This is a genomic window from Synechocystis sp. PCC 7509 (genome assembly GCF_000332075.2).
Taxonomy (GTDB): Bacteria; Cyanobacteriota; Cyanobacteriia; order Cyanobacteriales; family Chroococcidiopsidaceae; genus Aliterella.
Map to the genome: position 1 here is coordinate 710,609 of NZ_ALVU02000001.1, position 26,018 is coordinate 736,626.

At 42.3% G+C, this 26,018-nt stretch carries 19 protein-coding genes and 2 pseudogenes; 10 read left to right on the forward strand and 11 right to left on the reverse strand.

Annotation, left to right across the window (positions count from 1 at the left end):
* Positions 1-38: 38 nt before the first annotated feature.
* The 9 genes from SYN7509_RS0203675 to SYN7509_RS0203715 all read right to left on the reverse strand — a co-directional run bounded on the left by SYN7509_RS0203675 (position 39) and on the right by SYN7509_RS0203715 (position 11,620).
* The gene (locus SYN7509_RS0203675) at positions 39-737 is read right to left on the reverse strand and encodes a tetratricopeptide repeat protein (protein WP_009631666.1); all 699 of its coding nucleotides are present in this window, start codon (positions 735-737) and stop codon (positions 39-41) included.
* Positions 738-1,004: 267 nt separating this feature from the next.
* A complete protein-coding gene (gene recJ, locus SYN7509_RS0203680; protein WP_009631665.1) occupies positions 1,005-3,098 on the reverse strand; it encodes a single-stranded-DNA-specific exonuclease RecJ in 2,094 nt (697 codons plus the stop codon).
* Positions 3,099-3,151: 53 nt separating this feature from the next.
* Positions 3,152-3,835, reverse strand: coding sequence for a hypothetical protein (locus tag SYN7509_RS0203685; RefSeq protein ID WP_009631664.1), 684 nt, complete (start codon positions 3,833-3,835; stop codon positions 3,152-3,154).
* Between the two features lie 14 nt (positions 3,836-3,849).
* Positions 3,850-5,559 (reverse strand): iron uptake porin, encoded by a 1,710-nt coding sequence (locus SYN7509_RS0203690; protein ID WP_009631663.1) that lies wholly within the window; start codon positions 5,557-5,559, stop codon positions 3,850-3,852.
* A gap of 176 nt (positions 5,560-5,735) precedes the next feature.
* Positions 5,736-7,052, reverse strand: a complete 1,317-nt coding sequence (locus SYN7509_RS0203695; RefSeq protein WP_009631662.1) for a S1 family peptidase — start codon at positions 7,050-7,052, stop codon at positions 5,736-5,738.
* A gap of 21 nt (positions 7,053-7,073) precedes the next feature.
* Positions 7,074-7,670 carry a COP23 domain-containing protein gene (locus SYN7509_RS25045; protein WP_009631661.1) on the reverse strand — a complete coding sequence of 199 codons (597 nt, stop codon included), beginning with the start codon at positions 7,668-7,670 and terminating at the stop codon, positions 7,074-7,076.
* 44 nt (positions 7,671-7,714) lie between these two features.
* Positions 7,715-8,521, reverse strand: coding sequence for a S1 family peptidase (locus tag SYN7509_RS0203705; RefSeq protein ID WP_009631660.1), 807 nt, complete (start codon positions 8,519-8,521; stop codon positions 7,715-7,717).
* 52 nt (positions 8,522-8,573) lie between these two features.
* Positions 8,574-9,149 (reverse strand): COP23 domain-containing protein, encoded by a 576-nt coding sequence (locus tag SYN7509_RS27460; RefSeq protein ID WP_009631659.1) that lies wholly within the window; start codon positions 9,147-9,149, stop codon positions 8,574-8,576.
* A 311-nt stretch (positions 9,150-9,460) separates the two neighbouring features.
* Positions 9,461-11,620 carry a polyribonucleotide nucleotidyltransferase gene (locus tag SYN7509_RS0203715; RefSeq protein ID WP_009631658.1) on the reverse strand — a complete coding sequence of 720 codons (2,160 nt, stop codon included), beginning with the start codon at positions 11,618-11,620 and terminating at the stop codon, positions 9,461-9,463.
* Positions 11,621-11,902: 282 nt separating this feature from the next.
* Between SYN7509_RS0203715 and SYN7509_RS0203720 the strand changes: the two genes are divergently transcribed.
* Together SYN7509_RS0203720 and SYN7509_RS0203725 are read left to right on the forward strand one after the other, a co-directional pair.
* Complete coding sequence (locus SYN7509_RS0203720) at positions 11,903-15,079, forward strand: DEAD/DEAH box helicase (RefSeq protein WP_009631657.1); 3,177 nt, start codon at positions 11,903-11,905, stop codon at positions 15,077-15,079.
* Between the two features lie 314 nt (positions 15,080-15,393).
* Positions 15,394-15,951: a phycobiliprotein lyase gene (locus tag SYN7509_RS0203725; RefSeq protein ID WP_009632017.1), complete on the forward strand. Its 558-nt coding sequence runs from the start codon at positions 15,394-15,396 to the stop codon at positions 15,949-15,951.
* A gap of 45 nt (positions 15,952-15,996) precedes the next feature.
* On the opposite strand, the gene SYN7509_RS0203730 is transcribed toward SYN7509_RS0203725, so the two are convergent.
* Both SYN7509_RS0203730 and SYN7509_RS0203735 read right to left on the reverse strand, forming a co-directional pair.
* Complete coding sequence (locus SYN7509_RS0203730; RefSeq protein WP_009632018.1) at positions 15,997-16,329, reverse strand: hypothetical protein; 333 nt, start codon at positions 16,327-16,329, stop codon at positions 15,997-15,999.
* 150 nt (positions 16,330-16,479) lie between these two features.
* Positions 16,480-16,977: a hypothetical protein gene (locus SYN7509_RS0203735; protein ID WP_009632019.1), complete on the reverse strand. Its 498-nt coding sequence runs from the start codon at positions 16,975-16,977 to the stop codon at positions 16,480-16,482.
* Between the two features lie 131 nt (positions 16,978-17,108).
* Here SYN7509_RS0203735 and SYN7509_RS0203740 point away from each other — a divergent pair, with 131 nt between their 5' ends.
* The 8 genes and pseudogenes from SYN7509_RS0203740 to metH all read left to right on the forward strand — a co-directional run bounded on the left by SYN7509_RS0203740 (position 17,109) and on the right by metH (position 25,975).
* On the forward strand, positions 17,109-18,137 hold the full coding sequence (locus SYN7509_RS0203740; RefSeq protein ID WP_009632020.1) for an ABC transporter ATP-binding protein: 1,029 nt from the start codon (positions 17,109-17,111) through the stop codon (positions 18,135-18,137).
* The gene (locus SYN7509_RS0203745; protein WP_009632021.1) at positions 18,138-18,950 is read left to right on the forward strand and encodes an ABC transporter permease; all 813 of its coding nucleotides are present in this window, start codon (positions 18,138-18,140) and stop codon (positions 18,948-18,950) included.
* Between the two features lie 5 nt (positions 18,951-18,955).
* A complete protein-coding gene (locus tag SYN7509_RS0203750) occupies positions 18,956-20,530 on the forward strand; it encodes a GldG family protein (protein ID WP_009632022.1) in 1,575 nt (524 codons plus the stop codon).
* Positions 20,531-20,553: 23 nt separating this feature from the next.
* On the forward strand, positions 20,554-21,135 hold the full coding sequence (locus SYN7509_RS0203755) for a DUF4340 domain-containing protein (protein WP_009632023.1): 582 nt from the start codon (positions 20,554-20,556) through the stop codon (positions 21,133-21,135).
* Positions 21,132-21,761: pseudogene (locus tag SYN7509_RS25055) on the forward strand (formyltetrahydrofolate deformylase); the annotation flags it as partial. The gene SYN7509_RS0203755 and the pseudogene SYN7509_RS25055, both read left to right, overlap by 4 nt.
* Positions 21,761-21,985: pseudogene (locus SYN7509_RS31625) on the forward strand (IS110 family transposase); the annotation flags it as partial. The pseudogenes SYN7509_RS25055 and SYN7509_RS31625, both read left to right, overlap by 1 nt.
* Before the next feature lie 63 nt (positions 21,986-22,048).
* The gene (locus SYN7509_RS31630; protein ID WP_009632026.1) at positions 22,049-22,327 is read left to right on the forward strand and encodes a hypothetical protein; all 279 of its coding nucleotides are present in this window, start codon (positions 22,049-22,051) and stop codon (positions 22,325-22,327) included.
* A 132-nt stretch (positions 22,328-22,459) separates the two neighbouring features.
* Positions 22,460-25,975, forward strand: coding sequence for a methionine synthase (metH, locus tag SYN7509_RS0203770; protein WP_009632027.1), 3,516 nt, complete (start codon positions 22,460-22,462; stop codon positions 25,973-25,975).
* Positions 25,976-26,018: the final 43 nt, after the last annotated feature.

The following is a 26,018-nucleotide window of genomic DNA, read 5'->3' on the forward strand; positions in this document are numbered from 1 at the left end:
TAAAAATTCCTGTTGCCGAGAAGAAGTAGATTGTTGTCTTAAATTGGGCCTAAGCCGTCAGTTTGAGCGGGTGTAGTAGGACGCCCGTTAGGAATACTTCTAGGTAGTGGTAGTGGAGTAGGAATTTTCGGATTGTTGTTAGAGATAACACCCGCCGGTGAGATTAATCCCTCTGTTTCGTATTCGTCTAACAAAATAGTACCACTACTAAATCCTGACTCTAGGCGCGGACGAGTAGGAGATAAAGCTTCTGTAGTTGCTTTGATCCCGTTAACGTCTTTCATTTGGTTGAAAATTGTCATTGCTTGAGTGAAAGATTTTTGAGCTTTCGTATTTTGGCGTAACTCTTGATAAACCAATCCAAGGTTGTACAAGGTTCTAGCTTCGCCTAATTTGTTGCCCATTTGCCGCCGAATTGCTAGGCTGCCTAAATAAACATCCAAGGCTTGGTAATATTGGTCTTGCTCGTAATACAACCCACCCAAGCTATTGAGGGTGCGTCCTACTCCAGCATTGTTACCGTTTTCGCTTTCTATAGACAGTAGTTGTTGATAAGTCTGGAGCGCTTCAGGGTACTGTCCGTTCCGAAACTGTTTTAATCCTTGGTTGTAAAATTGTTTGGCTAAAGCAGTAGAGTTTAGTGCTGTTTGTGCTTGAGCGGGTGAAGGATTAATAGTAGGAACTATAGCTGTTAAGCCGATTAAAAGAATGGAAGTAATGATGATAGGCGATCGCATAAAGATAATCCATTACTATAAAAAGCTATATATAACTAGAGTTGCTGTACTAATATAGTTTGCACAGGGGTATTAATAACTGTGCCAACCTTTGAACTCTAGTTGTTTTATAACTACATTTTAACTGGTTTCAATTCCTAATTTTGTAGAGATTTTTTGCTTTAATCTTTACGAAGTCTTTAAATTATTAAGTTCTCTAGCAACTTACGATTTCTTAAAAGTAGGCAAAATTTACGATCGCAAAACCATTTATTCTCAAATAAAATCTTAATTATCTCCAGCTTTTTTGTCTGTTTCTAAGGCTTGGAGGGCTGCTTGGACTAAATGATAAAATTTGGGCTGCGATAAATCCACAATTGTTGCGTTTTCTCGATTAGTACCAAGCAAACCTGTATTTTGACCGGATTGGATAGCTAAAACTTTACCAACATCATTTTTAATTCTTAATTCTAATAAAGCATTTGTGGGAAAGAAGCCACAAGTGTAGTGGCGTTGTTTGTAGTCAAATTTGGCGTTTTTGGGTGTAGGGGGAGAAAAACAAAGCGGGACGGAAATTTGGGCTGCGTGGTTTTCCTGCTCCCAAATTTTCCCAGACACTTGCAACGGGGTGGCAAGTTTTGCCCCTAATAATTCAAGTTCAATAGTTGTGTTGCCATTCCAAGTATTTTCTCGCAATCGGTAGGCAATATCAAGTCTAGGTGGTAGGGGAAAATAATCACCCCAACGCCAAGCGATCGCTTTGATTTTACTACTACCATCGGCTACCGTAAGTTTAATATGACCTTTGCCGATAATTTTTTGCTCTACTATTTGAACATTTGCCGTCCAAAATACCGGATCGGGGTTTTCAATTCCACAGGGATTTAGAACTAAAATCTCTTGATAAAGTAATGAATTTATTTGTTCAAGCTGAAGCTGGGCATCAATTTTTAATAAGGGTTTGAGGTGTTCGACTTGCAAGTATTGGTTGGCAAAAGTAATTAAACGCGATCGCAATTGGGGCAAATTACCCGCCGGCAAAGAAAAGCCCCCCGCCGCTTGATGTCCGCCAAACTTGCCTAAAAGGTCTTTACAGGCTTCTAAAGCGGCAAATATATGAAATTCTGGAATCCCCCGCGCCGAACCCCGAATCTGTTGTTCATTCTCATCAGTACCAATAAAAACGGGTACGCCGTAGCGCTCCAAAAGGCGTGAAGCGACAATCCCAATTACACCATGATGCCAATTTGGTTGAACAAGCACCAACACCCGATCTTGATGGAGAGAAGAAGCATACAATTTTTCGACCACAGAAATCGCTTCCGTTTCGATTTGTTCGCAAAGTTGCTGGCGAGTTTGGTTAATTTGTTCGCACTGCATGGCTCTTTCTAGAGCGATTCCGGGGTCGTCAGTAGTGAGTAATTCAATTACTATTTGGGGGTCAGCAATCCGCCCAATCGCGTTGATTCTCGGACCTAAGCGAAAACCGATATCATCAGGCTTAAGGGTTTGTTGCTTTTGGGTTTGTTTACCTTTGACTCCCGATACTTGAATCAAAGCCTGTACGCCCGCTAGTTGAGAATGAGGTAGCTGTTGCAAGCCGCGTTTTACCCAACGACGATTGACACCAGTTAAGGGTGCAAGGTCGGCAATTGTTCCCAAGGTAAATAGTTCTAATAGTGGCTTAACTAAGCCTTTAATTTGTCCTAGTTGTTGGGCTAAAGAAATAGCTAAGATGTAGGCAACACCCACCCCCGCCACACCGCGATAAGGCGAAGATTCGGCGATTAGTTTGGGGTTGAGAATAGCATTAGCTGGAGGGAGTTTTTGCGGGACATCGTGGTGGTCAGTAACGATGACAATTAATCCTAATTCGCGCGCGCGTGCGATCGCATCATAGGCAGAAATGCCATTGTCTACAGTAATAACTACCCCAAACCCAGTATTTTTAAATTCTTCAACGATGCGTTTATTGATACCATAGCCTTCGTGCATCCGGCTGGGAATAGCATAATCTACCTGTGCGCCCAACCACCGCAAACTGCGTAATAATAGGGCGGTGCTAGTCATCCCGTCCGCATCGTAGTCGCCGCAAATCGCAATTTTTTGTCCAGTAGCGATCGCCTTTTCTAGCAACTCTACGCTCAAAGCTAGATCGGGAAACTCCTCTAGGGGTGAAGGTAAGTTTTGAGATTCAGGATTTAGATATGCTTGAATTTGTGCTAAAGTTTCTACGCCGCGATTGATGAGCAATTGGCTAATTATCGGCGATATTTGACTTTTTTGGGCAATTTCTGTGGCTTTTTGGGCATTGGTGTGAATTTGCCACCGATGTATTGGTAGCCGCCAAATTTTCGGCTCCGGTGTAGGACGGTTGAGCATCGGGGTTGATATAACGAGAAACTAGCGCTTATTTTACCGCGATGCTCTAAGATTTAGCGATCGCTCGGAAAACCAATAGATAAACTAGCAGGAGTGGGGGGAATCCGATCCGATCTCTGATAGCCAGCAATGTTTGTTGGTGGAAGCTGAATATAAAGCGATTGGGTGGGATTATTCGGGTCAGAAATCAAAATTACTGTACTCACAGTATCATTTTTGTTACTGATGCCAGCATTGTAGGTGGCGCGAGTGTTAACAAAATTTACAGTTTGACCGTTAGCTGTAATCGTGCCATTAACTGTTAAAGTCCCGGTTCTGAAGTCTGAGTTTTGTTGTACGGAACTAAATTGAAGACTACCGAAATTGCGATCGCTATTAAAGGTTGTGAACAAGAAGTTGGGACTATCTTCATTGGTACTTCTAACAGCAATAGTCCCAGCGACGTTTCCTGGAGTAGCATACAAAGAATTAGCATTTGCTTCAAAGCCAGATATTTTTGCTGGATCGGCAAAGGAGTTTTGTTCGCCATCTAAAGCCGAGCGGAGAAAGTCACCAAATCCAAATTGTCTTAGTCTTCTTTCTTCTTCAAAAAACGTTGCTCGCAGGCGCGGTTTAGCTTGAACAGCATTATTAGCGGGATTTGGGGGAGTTTGGGCTAAACTATTATTTCCCAAAGCTAAATTAGCGCCTAAACAAGCTGAAACTAACAGTAAATAAGTTATCGATTTTTTTGTCATGATTTTCTCCGCTCTCAGAAGCGGAAAGTAGTGCGAATTGTGCCAACGTAAATAGTATTATTATTGTCGATATTTCCAGGATTTGTAACTAGAAAAAAGCCTGGAGTAATGGAAATATTGTCATTTACCAGGAGGCGATAAAAAGCTTCAAGATGCAATGATGTCGCTTCGTCAGCAAGCCCGGTAGATGCCGAAGTATCGCCAATGTCAATCAATTTGGGAGGTTGCCCAAACAAAACAGCGAATAAATCTCCTTCTCTGCCAAAGGGGTCAGAGTAACCAAGAGAAAATAGATAGTTGGTGCTAACCGCAAAAGCATCAGTTTGAGCAGCATAAGTACCCACAATACCGCCCCAGGTTGCAAAAGTTAATTGTGGTGTCAAACGCCATTGCAAAGTTCCACTCAAAGCATGAATATTAGAGCTTTGATTAATAAAACCTGAAGCATCAGCGATCGCACTTCCGGTAAAAGTGTTTAATCGACCGTCCGGGGAGTAGCCGTACACATAACTAAGTCCCGTCAGGACGCTAGGGGCTGGGGTAAATAGTAATTGAGCCGCCGCCGCATGAGAACGTCGACCAAATACAAACCCATTGTCTGGATTATTGGCATTATTAGCACCATAAGCAAGTTGAATGCGTGTATTTCTACTAACCAAGAAGTCCGCCCCAATCCCTGCATCTAAGTTACCAATTTTAAATATTGGCGGAGCCTCTCCAAAGCGAGATATTGCTCCTCTCCCAGCATCAAAATAAGGAGAATTAGCGGTGAGGACGCTGCTTAGACTAAAACCTACTGGTCTAATTGTAAACACGGCGCGATCGCCAAAAGCCGCAAAGCGATACTCTAATGTTGATAATTGAATCTGATTATCGGTAGCGGTTTGAAAAGATAATAAAGCGGCGTTGGTATTAAAGATATCTCGGTTAGCAAAGCCTAATCCGTCAAAATTTCCTGCCGCTAATTCGAGGCGCAAGCGATCTTTACCCGTAAAGGTAGAAACGGTCTGCAACCGCGTCAGATGAGTAAGGATAGTATTAGATTCTCCCGTTCCGGGGGGGCCGCCGCCAAAGGCTTGAGAGACGGCAACTACTACTTCTCCGCCTAAGATGGTGGTAGAGGAAGTAAATTTATTAGATTCAAGTTCTGCTACTTGCGCTTCTAAGTTATCAACTCGACCGCGCACGCTGGCAAGTTCGGTTGCAAATTCTTGTTGCAGTCTTTGTAGAGTTTCCAAGTCTTCGCGTTTGACGGTATTAGCTGTACCAGAAGCAATTAATTCGCTAATTCTGTCTAATGCCGCATTTAGTCCCGCCGCAAACTCGTAGCGCGTCATAGAGCGGTTTCCCCGATAAGTTCCGTCGGGGTATCCGGCAATTACTCCATACCTTTCTACTAGCGATTGCAAAGCTTGAAATGCCCAATCTGTAGGTTGTACGTCAGATAGTTGCGATACTGATGTGACTTGTTCGATTGTCTCTTGAGTTGAATTGAGATCGCTTTGAGCAGATAAAGTTGGATCTATTGATGAATTGGTTAAAACTTCTTGACGCAATTGCGTTCTTAATTTTTGCTCTAACGAACTGTTATTATCAACAATTTGTGTTTCTACTGGTAGTTGCTCCGAGTTTACTTTGATTAATGCTTCTGCCCATACTGCGGGGGCAGCACAAAATAATATTGATATACTTGATAAAAGTAAAAAAAGCTGTTTATTTAACACATTATCCCTCACACCTATTAGGAGAAATGCCTCTAGAGGTATTCCTGTCGCCAATAAGTTACCATACTTTTGTTGATTTAATCACTAAATTTTTCTTAAAATTATTGAGGAAATAAGTAACCTAACTAAAGTTTTACGAGCTTCAAAGGTAAAGACATTAGTAAGTAGTCAAAAAATTACAAACCGCTACAATTAGAATCGCGATCGCCTAACAAAACGCTGCCAACCCCCCCAGATGGGCAATCTCTAAGCAAGTTACCGAGTTGAAATGAGTAAGCTTTATAGATATCTTTGACAACATCTTGGGGATCGGACAAAGCATCAGCACTAGCATCAAATTCTACTTTACCGCTTGCTTGGGCAAGCTCATTAATCTCATTGCTTCTTAGTCCTTTTTTAATTGCTTGTTCTGAAGGAGCTTTGAGATTGAAGGATAATTTTACACCGTCTCGATTGATCAAACTCAAAAAGAAATTAACATTTTGAGAACTACTAAATCGTTTTTGCAAACTGCTAAAATCCGAACCATTCGCGGCGGCGGCATTAGCTTCAGATTCTAACCTTGCTCCCGACTCTGGGGTGGCAGTTTCTAGAGCAACGCTACTACCACATTTTGGTTTACCTAATCTGCCTTGTCCGTGACTGCCAATTACTCGCCCGTTGCTGTCAAATACAGGCCCGCCACTCATGCCTACACGAGTATTATCGGTATAAAAAATACTATATCCCAGAGTATCAGGATTTTCAGGGTTGACTTTTCCGGTCACGGGTCCCCAAGCTAAACGCCGTTGCCGCCTAGCTACTTTATTACGACATTTACCAGTATCAGTATCTAATTCTTTTTCTGGGTCAGGCCAGCCAGAAATGTAAACTGTGTCTCCAAGTTTGACAGCATTAGCATCGCCGATAGAGGCAATGGGATAATTTTTATCGCTTGTAAAAGTAACGATCGCTAAATCTGTACCTTTTACGTCGTCTTTCCCTGCCAAGCGGTCAACGGTATTTGTACCGGGAATAAAGCGATCGCGGCAACCGTAACGCAAAAGCACTCCCAATTCTGGTTTACCTTGAAGCGGACAACCGCGCTTGTCGTCTACAGGTCTAACTACATGAACTTCTCCATCGCTTGTGCGAATACCATAGTAGGGAGCGCCGCCGGATTGTTCCCAATAAGATTTTGTATCTAAGTGTCTTTGAAAGAAATTATGGGCAACGGTCAACACGTAATAGTTCTTTCCTTCAACGGCAATAATGACTCCCGATCCTGGATTCCATACTCCTTCCGGGTTGCGTTTTTCAGCGAGGGGGTTATTGCGGTTATTTTCGATTTCTGATTTTAATTGTGGGGTAAGTCCTGGGGCAATTAATACCGTAGTTTGCCTAGCAATAGAATTTACTTCAGCAATAGAAAGAGCCGCCATTGACGGACTTGCCCCTATCCCTAATAAAATCCCACTTAAAGCTGTAACTGTACATTGTTTAATAGACAGCATATTTTCTAACTATGTCAAAATTTAATAACCATCGTCGTTTTTTTGGACTGGTGGCGGTAAAGTGCGATCGCGTTTTAGCGGCATAATGACCATAGGTGGATCGCCTATATCGATTAATCCCCGTACATCTACGTAGGGAATATCTTGCTCAAAGGTATCATCCTCGCTTTCATAGCGAATCTGCGCCCCAGCTTTGTTTTGTGCCAAATTTCTAATCGAGTTAATAGCTTCAACGGCAGATTCTCCAGGCTTGAGAGTATAAAGCAATCCGGTACAATGACCAGGAGCATTGCCTGTACAAATTACTGGCTGATTGTTAATTGTGCTAGTAGTAATAATCGCCAATTTGCCTGTACTGCGATACTCCTCAAAGCGTCGGCTTACTTGTTCGCAGCGACTGACAGGATTGTAGCCGGAGGCGGATAACAGCGTAGAAGTCCAACCAATCCATAGTTGCTGCACATTTTTTTTGTTTTGATATTTTGTAATTGGGTAAGTACCAGAAGTATCGCACCAAAAACCCGGCTTGTTTTCTAGCGGGCGAGTTCCGGCAAGACTTGGTAAGTTCAGAAATACTCCACTACAGGAAACCGCAACAAGGACTAGGGAAAATTTCATTGGTTACTCCTAAACATTGTAAAAAAACTTGTCATTCTAGCTACTTAAATCGCCCCCAACTGCTGAGAAACTGTACTAATCGGAATTGCCCAACTTAGGGCGGTCATCTGCTCAAAAAACGCCTGGGATGGGATACTTCCATCAGCGAAGATGTAAGACTCTATACCTTGAAAGGGATATTTTAAGCGCCCGTTAATGCCAATTACTTGACCTTTACTATTTAAGACTGGACCCCCACTCATGCCGTTTTCTATATCATTGGTGTAGCCAAGACGGTAGCCTCTAGGCAAGGATTTGTTTAGCAATAATTCTACATTTCCTGTGGTGACGCGAAAGGCTAAAAAGCCCCACGTGCGGGTATTTTCAATAGTTAGTTTATTAATCCAGTGCCAATTAGGAAATCCTGAAGCATACACCGTTTCGCCTACTTTTAGAGTTTTAGAGTCGCCGATAGTGGCAACTTGATAGGCTAAATTACTCCTAAACTCTACTAGGGCTAAATCTACATTGCCAAATTTTATTGACTGCCGCCGTAGCGCTTTGTGCCTATTCCCATCGACGGTTAAAACTTGGTAATTATCGTCTTTACTATCGGCGACAACGTGATCGCAGGTCAAAACTGTATAAGTTTGCCCGTGACGAGCAATAATTACTCCCGCACCTACGCCGGGATTTGTAACAATTCTTACTGTCACTTGGCGGGCAATTTCGGTGACGGAATCGGCAACGGCGGGACGACGTGTTGTTAAATTAAGTTGATGACCAGTGGCGACATCGCTTACCGATGCCAATACCAATAAGGGTAATGTTATCAATAATGATGCGATCGCCAATACTTGTAAATACTTCACAGCAATTGACGAGTAATAAATTGTTTTTTATTCGTTGCCAAAAGGCGATAGGTTAGTTAGCTTTGAATGCTCTTTCGCTCCAAGCTTCTAGACTAACCGCTTGAGTGGGCGCTATGTTGGCATCGTCTTCCGATTCAAAAATTGGTGAACCGGAACCTTTTTCGCTAAACTCTTTTAAGGAAGCGAGAATTTGAGAAGCGATCACTCTATTTTCGGGTTTGAGCGTAAAGACAACGTTATCGGTAGTACATTGAGCTTGGGCTGTATGGTAAACGCAGATTGCTACTTCTTTGTTTACAGGCTTGTAATCAAGTAGTAAGTTTCTTAAACTACCTTGTCCTAAAGTTGATACTAAATTTGTTAAGCGTTTAGCAACGGCATTACAGCGTCTCTCTGGGGTATACAAACCTCCATTGGCATCAGAATTAAGGGTTGCAGTCCAAACAATGAGCGGGGTTGAGGTTCTATTTCCTCGTTTGGCAATCGTGGCAATGTTGCCACTACTTTGTTCTTTCACGCATTCAAAAATTGTTTTTTCCCCTTGGTTTGCTCCTTGAGCTAATAACGGCAGCGTTGCACTTAAACTCAATGCAGCAGTCAAAATTGGTATACTCCAAATTGTCTTCATCTCTGACTCCTGTAATTAACCTTTATCTAAATGTTAGATATACCCTTTATCTTTGGCAATATTTTGATAGTATTTTGGTTAATAATTTATTAATCTTGCAATTTCTTTACGAAAATTTTGTAAAAATTTTCCGTAATTATTCCTCTAAATATTGAGGAAAATAATCTTTTACAAACAAAAAAAATATTATCTACTCAAAGATTAAAGGTTTATTATATCAAGCTTTTTGGGCTATAAAACTTTTAATTCTAATCCGTAAAAAAGCACACAAACATTATGTTTATGTGCTGGCGATCGTTTTAAGACAATACTTAACGATTAACGGCGGCCGATGCGCGAGCGGCGGTGGCTTCGTCGGGGTGAATACCTAAACGGGTAAGATTAATTCGCCCTTTGTTGTCAACCTCACGGATTTTTATAACCACTTCGTCGCCAATGGTCAATTCATCTTCAACTTTGGCTACACGGTGTTCGGCAAGTTGGGAAATATGAACCATTCCTTCTTTACCGGGTAGAAATTCAATAAATGCGCCAATCGGAATGATTCGAGTTACGCGACCAATGTAAACATCGCCTTCATTGAGCTTGCGGGTCATGCCTTGAATGATGTTACGGGCTTTTTTAGCTTTGCTTTCATCAATAGCTGAAATTGTTACCGTACCATCATCTTCAATATCAACTTTTGCGCCGGTTTCTTCGGTAATACCTTTAATGGTTTTACCACCAGGGCCAATAATTAAGCCAATTAACTCCGAATCGATCTTAATTGTTAGTAAACGAGGGGCAAAAGGTGAAGTCTCCGAGCGAGGTTTATCAATTACTTCCAGCATTTTCTCTAAAATATGCTGCCTAGCTGGACGTGCTTGCTCGATGGCTTTAGCAATGGTTTCTATTGGTAAACCACTAATTTTCATATCCATTTGCAAGGCGGTAATTCCTGCGTCTGTCCCGGCAACTTTGAAATCCATATCGCCTAAAAAGTCTTCAATGCCTTGAATGTCAGTAAGGACGCGCACCTCGTCGCCTTCTTTGATTAAACCCATCGCTGCGCCGCTTACAGGTTTAGAAATTGGTACACCCGCATCCATCAATGCTAAGGTAGAGCCGCAGACTGAACCCATAGAGGTTGAACCATTGGAAGAAAGAATTTCTGATACTACGCGAATAACGTAGGGGAAATCTTCTTTTGATGGTAGTACAGGTAAAATCGACCTTTCCGCTAAAGCTCCGTGACCAATTTCTCGCCGACCTGGAGCGCGTAAAGGTTTAGTTTCGCCTACAGAAAAAGGTGGGAAATTGTAGTGATGCAAGTAGCGTTTCTTTTGCAAGTCTGGTTGCAAGTCGTCTAAAAGGGTTTGAGCATCTCCGGGAGTACCGAGAGTACAAGCAGATAACACCTGCGTTAGTCCCCGATTAAATAATCCGCTACCATGTACCCGTTTGGGTAATAAGTCAATGCGACAAGAAACTGGGCGCACTTCGTCTAGTTTGCGTCCATCAACTCGAACCCCGTCTTCGATGATTTGACGGCGCATGAGTTTTTTGGTTAAAGCTTTAAAGTTGTTGCCTAAAGCCTTACTATTTGTTTGCGTTGCCACTCGGACTGAATCATCTTCTGGTAATGCGGCAATTTCTTCGACTATAGATTTTTTGACTTCATCTAGAGCAGCATCGCGGACATTTTTATCTTTTTCAAATCGCCCTAGGATTTCTTTAACTTTATCAGTGGCGCGATCGCTGATAAAGTTAAGCAATGTTTGATCTTCTTGCGGTGGCACTTCTGTCACCCTTTCAATACCCATTTCCGCAATCAGGTCTAGTTGCGCTTGAATTAAGTCCCGCACTGCTTCGTAGCCAAAATCAATCGCTTCGATAATATCTCGCTCTGGCAACTGGTTAGCTCCAGCTTCAATCATCAGTACGCCATCGGGAGAGCCTGCTACTACTAAGTCCAATTCTCCAGCTTCGATCTCTGCGTAGGTAGGATTAATGATAAAATCGTCTCCTACTAACCCAACTCTTACTGCTGCCATTGGGCCATTGAAAGGAATTTTAGCCAGTAGCGTTGCTAAAGACGCGCCTGTTACCGCTAAGATATCTGGCGGTACTAATTCATCCATTGATAAGGTAGTAGCGACTATTTGCAAATCATCCCGCAACCAAGAGGGAAATAAGGGACGCATGGGACGGTCAATTAGACGACTAGCGAGAATTGACTTTTCTGGGGGACGACCTTCGCGACGCAAATATCCTCCCGGAATCCGACCGACAGCATACAGTCTTTCTTCGTAATCTACAGTTAATGGTAAAAAATCAATGCCCTCTCTGGCGGTGGAGCGCGTCGCGGTTACGAGGACTGCGGTATCTCCAGATTGCACTAAAACTGAGCCACCAGCTTGAGGAGCCAATAGACCAACCTTCAGTCTAATATCCCGTCCATCAAAGGATATTGACCTATCAATCTCTATCATTCAGTTTTCTTCCTTCTCTTTTTCTGCTTTCTCTGTGGCAATCCTAGCATCGATAGACCAGACAAGGGGTAGACAAAAAAAACTAATAGTGCGATCGCACGGCTGATTGTGTTATGTGTAAATACTGCAAATTCGTTTTGAACTTTAAATTAATATTCAATTTGATTAACATAAAACAAGTTAGGCGCTAAAAGTCCCACTTTTCAACAACAAATGTATAAATAGTTACTCTAAAGTTTTAAAAGAAAACCAGTTTGCGTAAGTCGAAAGTTTGGGAAAAAGATGGCAATTTTACACGGTAGTTGGTTACTGCAAAAGCAAGGTAGTTGTTTATTTGTTTGGGGAGAAACTTGGCGGAGTTCCGTAGGATTATCAGAAAGTTCTACAGAGATACCTAATCACCCGTTGGCGATGACACCAGAGGAATTAATAGCTTGGGTATCTCTACAAAACCCAGCAGTGGCTAAATTATTTCCTCGTGGGGTAGCAAAAACTCCTCGAAAAGGGACAAGTATTGCCAAGCTAGATAATAATCAACTACCTTCCATTCAAGGGATTGCGCTACCAACCCACCAAGATAAAACTCTACTGTATCCGGTACATTCGGCGGCGGACGTGCTAGACACTAATTTGTTGTACCCTTGGCAAGTTGAGGGATTTTGCTTTAGCCCGTTAGAAGCGATGAAACTGCTAACAGCTTTACCTTTGGGAATTGAAGAAAATTCTTATTTGGGTGGAGATTTGCGTTTTTGGGCGCAAGTTGCTAGGTGGAGTTGGGATGTCATGAGTAGGGCTAAGTTTTTGCCTACTTTAGAAAGACTTGAAGACAATACGCTCACAACCAGATGGCGGAGTCTTTTAGATAGTTATGTCGATTCGGGGCGCTTAGAACAATTTGCCCATAATATGCCTCGTTCTTGCCTATCCTATCAGCAGGAAACCAACCAAGTAATAAATTTACCATTACCGCCGCAAACACTAATTCAAGACTTCCTTAGCAATACCATAGATGCTCAAGTGCGAACGGTGGTTAGTAGCGATTTGCCTACCTTACCGCCTCTATGGAAAGAATGGCTACAAAGTTTAACTCGCACCAGTAATACTGTTAAATCAGAGCCAGGGCAACTAGAGCGGCTGGAATCGTCTTTAAATGCTTGGATTGCGCCAATGCAATATCAACTAACGGCGGCTCAAAATCGTTTTCGGACTTGTTTTGAGTTAGTGCCGCCAACCTCTGATAATAATGAGTGGATTTTGGCGTATTCTCTCCAGGCTGTAGATGAAGCGGAGTTTTTAGTAAAAGCGGCGGCTATTTGGCAACATCCGGTTGAAAGTTGGGTGTATCAAAATCGAGAAATAGAAAACCCTCAAGAAACTTTTTTACGCGGCTTGGGTTTGGCTTCTAGATTATACGAACCCGTTGCCCCTAGTTTAGAATCTGCTTATCCTGAAAGCTGTACTTTGACTCCGTTACAAGCTTATGATTTTATTAAGTCTATCGCTTGGCGGTTTGAAGATAATGGCTTAGGGGTAGTTCTACCGCCGAGCTTAAGTAGTAGCGGCGGTTGGGCTAATCGTTTGGGCTTAAAAATTAGCAATGCTACTCCCCTACAACAGCAACGTTTAGGATTGCACAGTTTACTAACCTTGCAGTGGCAATTAGTGATTGGCGGGCAAACTATATCAAAAGCCGAGTTCGATCGCCTTGTAGCGCTGGGTAGCCCCCTTGTAGAGATAAATGGGGAATGGGTAGAACTACGATCGCCTGATATTAAAACTGCCCAAAACTTTTTTGCCGCTCGTAAAAATAGCTTGACATTATCCCTAGAAGATGCTCTGCGCCTGAGTACCGGGGATACAATGGCAATTGAAAAGTTGCCAGTAGTCAGTTTTGAAGCTTCGGGAGTGCTTCAGGAATTGATGACTACATTGCAAGATAATAATGCGATCGCAGTTTTACCAACACCAAGCAAGTTTAAAGGAGAGTTGCGCCCTTATCAACAAAGGGGTTTTAGCTGGTTGGTATTTTTAGAACGTTGGGGTTTGGGTGCGTGTTTAGCTGATGATATGGGTTTAGGAAAAACAGCACAGTTAATCGCCTTTCTACTACATCTGCAAGAACAAAACGCCTTGACACAGCCAACGTTGGTAGTTTGTCCTACTTCGGTATTAGGTAACTGGGAACGAGAGGTCAAAAAGTTTGCACCTAGCTTAAAAGTAATGATTCATCACGGCGATAAACGCTCTAAAGGTGAGGCTTTTATTAAAGAAGTGCAGAAGTATGAAATTGTGATTACAAGTTATGCGTTAGTGTACCGGGATATTAAGATATTTGAAAGTGTTTCTTGGCAAGGATTGGTATTAGATGAAGCGCAAAATGTCAAAAACTCTGACTCTAAACAATCCCAAGCAGTTAGACAATTAAAAGCTAATTTTAAAATTGCTCTAACTGGTACGCCTGTCGAAAATAGATTAGGGGAATTATGGTCAATTTTAGACTTTCTCAATCCGGGTTATTTGGGCGCTAAACAGTTTTTTCAACGGCGATTTGCCATGCCAATTGAAAAGTATGGCGATGCAGCTTCTTTAAATACATTAAGATCCCTGGTACAGCCTTTTATTCTGCGGCGATTGAAAAGCGATCGCACGATCATCCAAGATTTGCCAGAAAAGCAAGAACTGACCGTGTTTTGCGGACTTTCGGTAGACCAAGCAAGCCTTTATCAGCAAGTAGTTGAAGACTCTTTAGCTCAAATAGAATCGGCGGAAGGCGTACAGCGTCGCGGCATGATTTTAGCGTTACTTGTGAAGCTAAAACAAATCTGCAATCATCCAGCGATGATAGGAGAAAAAGCAGCAAAAGTAAATATATTACCTAGCGATTTTGATAAAAAATCGGGTAAATTGCAGCGTTTGCAGGAAATGTTAGAGGAAGTTTTAGCCGAAGGCGATCGCGCTTTAATTTTTACTCAGTTTGCCGAATGGGGAAAGTTATTAAAAACCCATTTAGAACAACAGTTAAATAGAGAAGTTTTGTTTTTGTATGGAAGCACTACAAAGACGCAAAGAGAAGAAATGATTGATCGTTTCCAGCACGATCCGCAAGCGCCGCCAATCTTTATTCTTTCCCTTAAAGCTGGTGGCGTAGGGTTGAATTTGACGAGAGCAAATCATGTTTTTCACTTCGATCGCTGGTGGAATCCTGCCGTTGAAAATCAAGCAACTGACCGCGTATTTAGAATTGGTCAAAAGCGGAATGTTTTAGTACATAAATTTGTTTGTACTGGCACTTTAGAAGAAAAAATCAATGCCATGATTGAAAGCAAAAAAGAACTAGCCGAACAAATAGTAGGCGCAGGGGAACAATGGTTAACGGAATTAGATACTAACGGATTGCGGGACTTATTGATTTTAGATCGAGATGCGGCGATTTCTGACATACGCCCTTTTTTGGTATAAATGGATAGTTTTTCTTGACACTAGACTTTTTCTCTTTGCTGGGAGATTTTCTAGTGTCTTTCTTTTTGGTTGGCTTTGATTCTACTTTTGGTTCATTCAGCGTCCGTCTTACAGAATCGCTTCTTCGTCTCACCTACCCGCCAATACTCTGCCATAACCCGCCATTAACAGTGTCGTCTAATAGTCAACCTTTCAGCCATCAAGTGGCGGCAAATGACAGCCTCGCTGATTTCACCCCTAGTAGCTATGTAGTCGGTTTAAGTTACCTTAAAAGATGAGCTTTAAAGTGACGTTGATATTGGCGATTTTGACTTATGGATATTACAGAGTTTTTTGAACTAAGCGCTGGTAAATGGTTCTCTCACCGTACTAGCCACCACTTAGCTTTTAAGCAAGCTGAAGACGGCAAATCAGATATAACAATTGAAATGTTGGCTAAAGACGATCCAGAAGTCATTAAGCTTTGTCAGCAATACGAAATCGATCCTGCCTTGGCTACCTGCGGCGCTAGAGTTAATTGGAATGGAACAATGGAATGGGACGAAGAAAAGCATACAGGTTCGACAGTATTAGTCACCATACCCGATACAGACGATCCTAGTCGCGGTAAATTGCTGCGAGAAATGGGTTATGCCGAAAAAGCGCCAGTAGCAGGTAGTTATGCTATGGGTAGCGATGACGCATTAACCTTAACTACTGAGTACGAAACCATGTATTCAGAAGAAAGATTATGGTTTGCAAGTCCCAATTTAAGAATGCGAGTTAGCGTATTAAAGCGCTTTGGTGGTTTCAGTATGGCTTCCTTTACTTCCGAAATTCGCACAGGTGGATTAAAACCAACTTCTGAAACGGTTACATCATCAGCAAGTTGATATCAATTTTTTAGGGCGTACTGAAAAGTGCGCCTTTTCTTACCACTATTTAGCAATTCCATCAAACCCGAACAGTTTAGCAAGTCCACCCAGCAAAGCTACCAATAATCCAATTGCTACGCTGCGATTAATAAATTCTTGTCCGTCTAGTCTTTTGTTTATTCCTTGGATATCTTTTGAAAGTCCTTCTATTTCACCCTTAAAGGTGGCTTCAACTCTCACTAAATTAGTCTTCACATCTGCAATATCAACAGTTACTTTATCGAGCTTGGTTTCAATTCGTTCAAATCGACTTTCTAGTTTTGTTTCTAGGGTTTCAAATCTATTGTCTAGTTTGTTAAGAAGTTCTTTTAGGTCATACTCTACTTTTTCCGTCATGTGTTTTGCCTCATCCTATCCAAATTTCTACTTTTTTAGCTTTTGAGCCAAAAATGCGATCGCTCTCTAGCCAATTTAGTTTCATCACCTGGGTTATGACGGCGGCTAAATAATTCTACGTACTCCACCAATATCTGATTTCAAAGCTCTTTAGATGCGATCGCGCGAAATTGCTTTTAATTTACCGTAAAAATCGTTAGTATCGCCCTTGTACGGGCTAAACTGCTCGATGGGTTGGTTAGCCTGTGTAGGTTTGGTTTGACGAGAATTTTGTGTTAATAGGATGTCTAATTTTTGAGCAAGTTGAGAATCTGCTTGTATTGGGCGATCTAGTTTTCGCCATCCATTGGCAAAATTACCACACACTAGGCGCTCAAATTCGTGATTAAAACGAATTTGACTCTGTCCTTTACGCTGCCAAATTGCTAAAATTTGCTCTACCGAGTTTGCTTTATAACGCCCTTGGTACAGTGCTTCAATGACCGCTAAATAGATCCAGCGATCGGTATAATCTTTTAACCAGCGCTCCATTAGCACGTTTGCACTACAGCCACCAAAATCAAAACTGTAGTGAGTTAATAATTTTACTGCTAAGTCGATAGGCGTTCCCAAAGTTTCTGTCAACATCGCATTTGCGGCATCAAGCAAATATCGTTCGCCTATAGCCTATCGTTAAATCACCTATATTAGGTACAACTAATACGATAATTTTAAACCTGCGTTAACTATATACTTAGGAGCATTATTAAATATTCCTTTTGGAGGTTGATTTAAACATTGTGATTGAAGTTGAACATTTAAGTAAAAACTACGGCTCTACCCCAGGCATCCAAGACATTAGTTTTAATGTAGAACCAGGGGAAATTATGGGCTTTTTGGGACCCAATGGCGCTGGAAAAACTACAACTATGCGGATATTAGCGGGTTACTTACCAGCTACCGCCGGAACGGCGCGTATTGCTGGTTATGACGTGCATGAGAATTCATTATTAGTTAGACAGCGCATCGGCTACTTACCAGAAACGCCGCCACTATACCCAGAAATGACTGTAGAAGGGTTTTTGTACTTTGTAGCTAGGGTAAAAGGAGTAAGTGCCGGAAATCAGGCGGCGGCAGTAAAAAAAGCTATAGAGCGCTGCAACCTCCAGGAAAAAAGCAAAGTATTAATTCGCAAGTTATCTAAAGGATTTCGGCAACGAGTAGGCATTGCTCAGGCAATAGTACACGATCCGCCAGTAATTATTTTAGATGAGCCGACGGTAGGATTAGATCCTCGGCAAATTATTGATGTGCGAAACTTAATTAAAAGCCTGGCAGGTAGTCATACAATTATTCTTTCTACTCACATCCTCCCTGAAGTTAGTATGACGTGCGATCGCGTGACAATTATTAATGGCGGTAAAGTAGTTGTTACCAATACCCCCGAAGGCTTAGAAGCAAGTTTAGCAGGCGGTGTAGAGTACGAAGTTGAAATTGATGGCGAAGCAACAGAAGCTGTCCAGCAACTACAATTTTTGCTGAACGTGCGGCTAGTAGAAATTGCCCATTCAGGAAATAAGCAAAGCGATCGCCCAATATTAAAAGTATCCTCAGAACCAGGAACTGAACCCGGAAGCGATATTGTTCAAGTATTGGTAAATATGGGCATTAGTGTCTATGAAATGCGCCGCACTCGTGCAAGTTTGGAAGATGTATTTTTAGTAACGACTGAAGAAAAATTAGCACCAGCAACTCTTGAAAAGGACAACTTAGAAGCTAGTGCGCCTACCCCGGAGAATGAACTAACTAACACCGCAGAGGAGATTTAGATGGGTATTGTTTTGGGCAATATTATTGCTATTTACCGCCGAGAATTGCAGAGTTATTTTACATCGCCCTTAGCTTATGCGATCGCGGTGATTTTTTGGCTGCTATCAGGATACTTTTTTGTAGCAATTTTACTTGGAGATCAAGGTATTCTTGCGCAAGTCGCCGCCGCCGAAGCGCAAAGTCAGCAAACCGGTCAACAACTACCACCAATTGATGTAGCTTACGAATTTTTGCGATCGTTTTTGAGTGTGATGAGTTCATTGGCATTATTTATTTTGCCTATCCTATCAATGGGATTGTACGCCGAAGAACGCAAGCGCGGTACTTTAGAACTTCTCGCCACATCACCGATAACTAATTGGGCGGTAGCAGTGGGTAAACTGCTGGGAGTAGTAACGTTTTTTACGGTGTTGATATTGCCATTATTTGCTTACGAAGCGATCGCCTTTAGTGCCGCCAATCCCCCCGTTCCCCCGGCTATACCCTTTTTGGGACATTTGGCATTAATTCTATTAGCGGCGGCGATATTGTCATTGGGAATGTTTATTTCTTCCCTAACGGACAGTACAATCTTGGCAGCAATTATGACTTTTGGCTTAATTATGTTTTTGTGGATTCTTGACGCAATTGCTAAAAGTATCGGTGGTTGGTTGGGTGCTACTTTAGGTCATCTTTCTTTACTCAAACATTACACCAATTTAGTCCAAGGCATTTTTGACACCAGCAGCTTAATTTTATTTGCAAGTTACATCGTTTTGGGTGTATTTCTCACCGCTCAATCGATTGATGCTTTGCGCTTCCAAAGATCGTAAAACCTATGAATATCTTAAAAAAATACCGCCAATATCTAGTTTGGGTAGCTCCGTTTCTGGCTTTGATGGGGATAACGGCGGGACTTGTCTCTAATAGTTGGGGCGTAATTCCATTGGGATTATTAATTGCAGCAATTATTACTAGCAGTTTGTGGCTAATATTTTTATCCTCGCGAAGTAGCGGAGACAATAAAGGCGAAAGCGATCGCAAAAACAATTCCCCCTGGCAGATTTCGCGGTCTACCAAATCGGGAACTAATGCTTTAGTTGCAACGTTATCTGTCTTCGTAATTTTGGGTCTAATCAATTTTCTGGCTGTTCGTTATCCCACAAGAGTAGATTTAACCGAAACTGGTTTATATACCCTTGCTCCCCAATCGCGCGAATTAGTCAAAAGCTTGCAACAACCTGTCAAAGTCTGGGTATTTGAACGAGATGGAAAGCCGGAAGAGCGAGCTTTATTAGAAAACTACCGCCAGCAAGGGAAAAACTTTAGCTACGAGTATGTAGATCCGCAAATCAAGCTAGGACTTGCACAAAAGTTCAACGTCCAAAGTCTCGGCGAAATCTATCTAGAAAAGGGAGAAAAAAGGCAGCTATTGTCAAAAGCAAACGAGCAGCCTTTAACAGAAATTCGCTTAACAAACGCTTTGCAACAAATAACCACTAACTTTAGCGCTCAAGTTTATTTTGTACAAGGTCATGGCGAACAACCATTAACAGGCGAACAAAATAGTTTGTCTCAAGCTTTGAATGTACTAACAGAAAAAAGTTTTACTCCCCAAGCGCTTAATTTGGCACAAACGACTATTCCTCAAAATGCCACTGTAGTTGTATTAGCAGGTGCTAGACGGGGTTTGTTGCCATCAGAAGCAAAGGCTTTAAATGATTACCTCAATCGAGGTGGTAGTTTATTTTTAGCTATCGATCCGACGATTAATTTGGGAATTGATAGTTTGCTGAAAAATTGGGGCGTAACTTTAGATAACCGTTTAGCTGTAGATCCGGCGGGTGCAACGGTAGAACAGGGCCCGGCGGTCATCTTAGTAAATACTTACGGGCAACATCCCATTACTAAAGATTTTGGCAATGGTTTATCATTTTATCGCGGTGCTAGACCAATTGAAACAACGATTGTTGAGGAAGTACAGGCAACTCCTTTGTTGCTAACAAGTAGTCAAAGCTGGGCAGAGAGCAATTTAAAAGACGAAAACTTAAATTTTGACCCAAAAAGCGATCGCCAAGGGCCTTTAACTCTGGGTGTTGCTCTAAGCCGTCAAGCTACAACTACCAGTAACAGCAAGCCTTCAGAATCGCGTTTAGTTATTATTGGCAATTCTGACTTTATTACCAACAATCAATTTTCACAGCAGTTAAACGGAGATGTATTTACTAACTCTATTAGCTGGTTAAGTAAGCAGGACGGAGCAGCACAGCTTTCTGTGCGTCCCAAAGAAGCAAAAAATCGCCGTATTAATTTGCAAGCAGCGCAAGCGAGTATTTTAAGCTGGACTGCACTGGGTTTGATACCACTAATTGGTTTTGTTAGTGCAGTTATCCTCTGGTGGCTGCGTAGATAGTAATTCTTACTGATCCCTTACTTATGAAGTTACCGAAAACAACTTTGATTTTGCTGTTGTTAGCACTAGGATTAGGCGGTTTTGTTTATTTCTATGAAATTAGAGGTGCAAGTCAAAGACAAGAAGCTATAGCCCAAAGTGAGGAAATTTTTGCTTTTACTGAAGCTGATGTCAAGGCTTTTGCAATTAAAAATCAATCCCAGACGCTAAAGTTTGAACAAATTGATTCAAGATGGCAAATGAAAGAGCCTGACGATACTCCAGCGAGTAACGCTTCGATTGCTTTCTTGTTAAATTTGCTGGAAACAGGAAAAAGTAATCGCACTTTCTCTGTACCTACTACCCAATTAGCTGATTATGGACTAACTGAGCCATCTAGTGCGATCGCCATTACCTTAAAAAATGCCGAAACTCATCAATTAATTTTGGGCAAACCAGACTTTAACCGCACTTTTTTGTATGCTTTAGTCGATCCTCCGGCTAAGTCTAAGGGTAATGTCAACGTATTATTAGTTTCTCCAGACTTCGCCAACGCTGTAAATCGGCAACTATCAGAATGGCAAAGCCAAGATACTAAAAATCAACCCACAAACCCCTCGCCATGAGTAGTCCTACGGCAACTCTCCTTGTTTCCTGCGCTGATAGACAAGGATTAGTTGCAAAAATTGCTAACTTTATTTACTCCAATGGTGGCAATATTATTCATGCCGATCAACATACAGACTTAGCGGCGGGATTATTCTTAACGCGTATAGAGTGGCAGTTAGAAGGGTTTAATTTGCCGTGCGAATATATTAAACCAGCTTTTAGTGCGATTCCTCAACCCCTAGATGCTAAGTAGGGATTACATTTTTCTGACAGTATTGCTCGAATTGCTATTTGGGTGAGCAAGCAAAATCACTGTCTGTTTGATTTACTTTTGCGCCAACAAGCTCAAGAATTTATTGCCGAAATACCGCTAATTATTAGCAATCACCCTAATTTGCAAGGAGTAGCCGAGCAATTTGGCATCGACTACCACCACATCCCCATTACCAAGGAAAATAAACAAGAGCAAGAACTACAACAGCTAAAATTACTTAAAAAATACCAGATCGATTTAGTAGTTTTGGCTAAATATCTGCAAGTTGTGAGTGCAGACTTTATTACTAAATTTCCGCAGATAGTTAATATTCATCACTCGTTTTTGCCTGCGTTTGTGGGCGCAAACCCCTACCATAAAGCTTACGAGTGGCAATGGAATCAACCGGAGTCTATTGGATTGCGCTATTTCAGATTCTTGAAACTCGTGGCTTTGAGGTCAAATTGGTCAATGCTCATCATGTCAAAACTCTGCCAGGGCGCAAGAGTGATGTTTTAGACTGTCAGTGGTTACAGCAACTGCACAGCTACGGTCTACTCTCGACCTCTTTTCGTCCTGATGACCAAATCTGTGTTCTCAGAAGCTATATACAGGCAGTAAGGTGAAAAACTCCCGAACTCGACGGGGTCGTCAATCGCGCTGCGAACGCTTTCCGTATGGCGGCGCTAGCCGCAGGTAAAACCCGCTCTGCCCTCGGTGGGTTTTATCGGCGGTTGCGAACTCGTCTGGGAACACCGAAAGCCATTACTGCCACCGCTCATAAACTAGCTCGCATTTTCTATCGTCTTTGGAGAAATGGTAGAACTTATGATGACCCAGGTTTCAACTACTACGAGCAACGCTACCAGGAACAAATTCTCAAACATCTTCAGAAAAAGGCTCAAACATTAGGATTTGAGCTTGTTGCTACACCCTCCACTCAAATTGTTTCTTAGGAGAGTGATAATATATTTGCATTCATTATTGGTAGGTGTAATAAGAAACTAAAAATTTTGCAGAATATAAGCAGAATATAATAAGTTAATTATCCCCAGCCTAGCTCAAATACTTATACAGTCGCCAATTATATGAATAGCTCCTTCCTTTCTCGTCTTCATAGTAAAAGCCGCCCAGTTATTGTATTTGATGGGGCGATGGGTACATCTTTGCAAACGCAAAACTTAACTGCTGAAGACTTTGGCGGTGCGGAGTATGAAGGATGTAATGAATATTTGGTACATACTAAGCCTGAATCTGTTAAAACAGTGCATCGTGACTTTCTGATTGCTGGAGCAGATGTAATTGAAACAGATACTTTTGGCGGCACATCTATTGTACTTGCGGAGTACGATTTAGGCGATCGCGCCTACGAACTAAATAAAACCGCCGCCGAACTTGCTAAAAGCGTTACTGCCGAGTTTTCAACTCCCGAAAAACCTAGGTTTGTAGCGGGTTCTATTGGGCCTGGGACGAAGTTACCAACACTTGGACACATTAATTATGACTCTTTAGAATCTGCCTTTGCCGAGCAAGCAGAAGGGCTGTATGACGGTGGAGTAGACTTATTCATCGTCGAAACTTGTCAAGACGTGCTGCAAATAAAAGCGGCGCTAAATGGCATTGAGCAGGTTTTTCAGCGCAAGGGAGAAAGACGACCTCTAATGGTGTCGGTGACAATGGAAGTACAAGGGACAATGCTTGTAGGTACAGAAATCGGCGCTGTATTATCAATTTTGGAGCCTTACGCCATTGATATATTAGGGCTAAATTGCGCCACTGGGCCCGATCGCATGGCGGAACATATTAAGTATTTATCCCAGCATTCGCCCTTTGTGGTTTCTTGTATTCCTAATGCGGGTTTACCGGAAAATATTGGCGGTCACGCTCACTATAAATTAACGCCCATAGAATTAAAAATGGCGTTGATGCACTTTATCGAAGATTTGGGAGTACAAGTAATCGGCGGTTGTTGCGGAACAAGACCCGATCATATTCAAAAATTAGCCGAAATAGGTACAACTTTACAACCCAAGGAGCGACAGTTTCAGTACGAACCGGCGGCGGCTTCTATCTATAGCGCTCAACCTTACGAGCAAGATAACTCATTTTTAATTGTCGGCGAACGGCTTAATGCTAGTGGCTCGAAAAAGTGCCGCGATTTATTGAATGCGGAAGATTGGGACGGACTTGTGGCTTTAGGAAAGGCGCAAGTTAAGGAAGGGGCGCACATATTAGATGTCAACGTCGATTATGTAGGACGCGATGGGGTGCGCGATATGCACGAATTAGCATCTCGTCTAGTAACCAGCGCAACTTTGCCTTTAATGCTGGACTCGACTGAATGGGAAAAAATGGAGGCTGGTTTAAAGGTTGCTGGTGGTAAGTGTTTGCTTAATTCGACTAACTACGAAGACGGCGAACCCCGGTTTTTGAAAGTGTTGGAGTTGGCAAAAAAGTATGGCGCGGGAATAGTTGTCGGGACAATTGATGAAGATGGGATGGCGCGAACGGCAGATAAAAAGTTTGCGATCGCTCACCGTGCCTATCATCAAGCTGTAGAGTATGGTATCGCCCCTTATGAGATATTCTTCGATGCTCTAGCATTACCGATTTCTACAGGGATTGAGGAAGATAGAGCTAATGGCAGCGCGACTATTGAAGCTATTAAAACAATTCGCCAAGAATTGCCCGGATGTCACGTTATTTTGGGTGTTTCTAACGTTTCTTTTGGTTTGAACCCCGCCGCACGAGTCGTGCTAAATTCGATGTTTCTGCACTATGCAACCGAAGCTGGGATGGATGCAGCCATTGTTAGCGCTAGTAAAATTTTGCCTTTGGCGCGGATTGAAGACAAGCATCAAGAAGTTTGTCGTCAGTTGATTTTTGACGAGCGCAAATTTGACGGGGATATCTGCGTATACGATCCGTTGACCCAATTAACAACCTTATTTGAAGGAGCAACTACAAAACGCGATCGCACTGAAGACGAAAACTTACCTGTAGAAGAACGACTCAAGCGCCACATCATTGACGGCGAAAGGATTGGTTTAGAAGAACAACTAAAAAAAGCTCTAGAAACTCACCCACCGTTAGAGATTATCAACGTTTTCTTGCTCGATGGGATGAAAGTTGTAGGGGAATTATTTGGTTCGGGACAAATGCAATTGCCTTTTGTATTGCAGTCGGCGGAAACAATGAAGGCGGCGGTGGCATTTTTAGAGCCGTTTATGGAGAAAAAAGCCGGCGAAGTTAGTACCAAAGGTACAGTTGTAATTGCCACTGTTAAAGGCGATGTCCACGATATCGGCAAAAATCTTGTAGATATTATTTTGTCGAATAACGGTTACAAAGTAGTCAATTTAGGCATCAAACAGCCTGTAGACACCATTATTGACGCTTGCTTGCAGCACGAAGCCGATTGTATTGCCATGAGTGGACTATTGGTTAAATCTACCGCTTTTATGAAAGAGAACTTGCAAGTATTTAACGATCGCGGAATTACTACCCCAGTAATTCTAGGCGGTGCAGCGCTGACACCTAAGTTTGTTTACGAAGATTGTCAAAACGCCTACAAAGGTCAGGTAATTTACGGTAAAGATGCTTTTTCTGACCTGCATTTTATGGATAAATTAATGCCAGCAAAGTCCCAAGATAAATGGAGCGATCGCACGGGCTTTTTAGATGGTACGGCAATAGAAGTTGTAGAAAATGGCTCTAAGCCCGTCGTAGAAGTGGCTGAAACTGTAGTTGAAGCTGAAAACCTACCCGCAGACACCCGCCGCTCGGAGGCGGTAGCAATAGACATAAAACGCCCCACGCCGCCCTTTTGGGGAACTCAGTTATTAGGTGCTGACATCGACTTAGAGGAAGTTTTTGGGTATTTGGACTTGCAAGCCCTAATTGCCGGACAATGGCAGTTTCGCAAGCCTAGAGAGCAATCTAAAGAAGAATACGAGGCATTTTTGGGGGAGAAAGTTTACCCAGTTTTAGAGCAATGGAAGCAACGAGTAGTTGAGGAAAAGCTGTTGCATCCTCAGATAATTTACGGGTATTTTCCTTGTCAATCCGAGGGAAATTCTTTGTATATTTACGAGCCAGAGACGACAGAAAAAATTGCAACTTTTGAGTTTCCGCGTCAAAAGTCATTGAGACGATTGTGTATTGCTGACTTTTTTGCTCCGGTGGAATCGGGCATTATGGATGTATTTCCAATGCAGGCGGTAACAGTGGGAGAAGTGGCGACCGAGTTTGCTAAATCCTTATTTGACGAGCATAAATATACTGATTACCTCTACTTTCACGGGTTAGCGGTATCTGTGGCGGAAGCATTGGCGGAATGGGTACACCTTCGGATTCGGCGCGAATTGGGTCTGGGCGCGGAACCGACCAGTATTCGAGATATATTAGCTCAACGCTACCCTGGTTCTCGTTATAGTTTTGGTTATCCAGCTTGTCCAAATATTCAAGACCAATACAAGTTGTTGGATTTACTGAAAAGCGATCGCATTAATCTACATATGGATGAAAGCGAACAACTATATCCCGAACAGTCTACAACGGCAATTATTGCCTATCACCCCACGGCTAAATACTTTAGCGCCTAAATAATATAACAGGGCAGTTTTGTGGCTGCCCTATAAATAATCT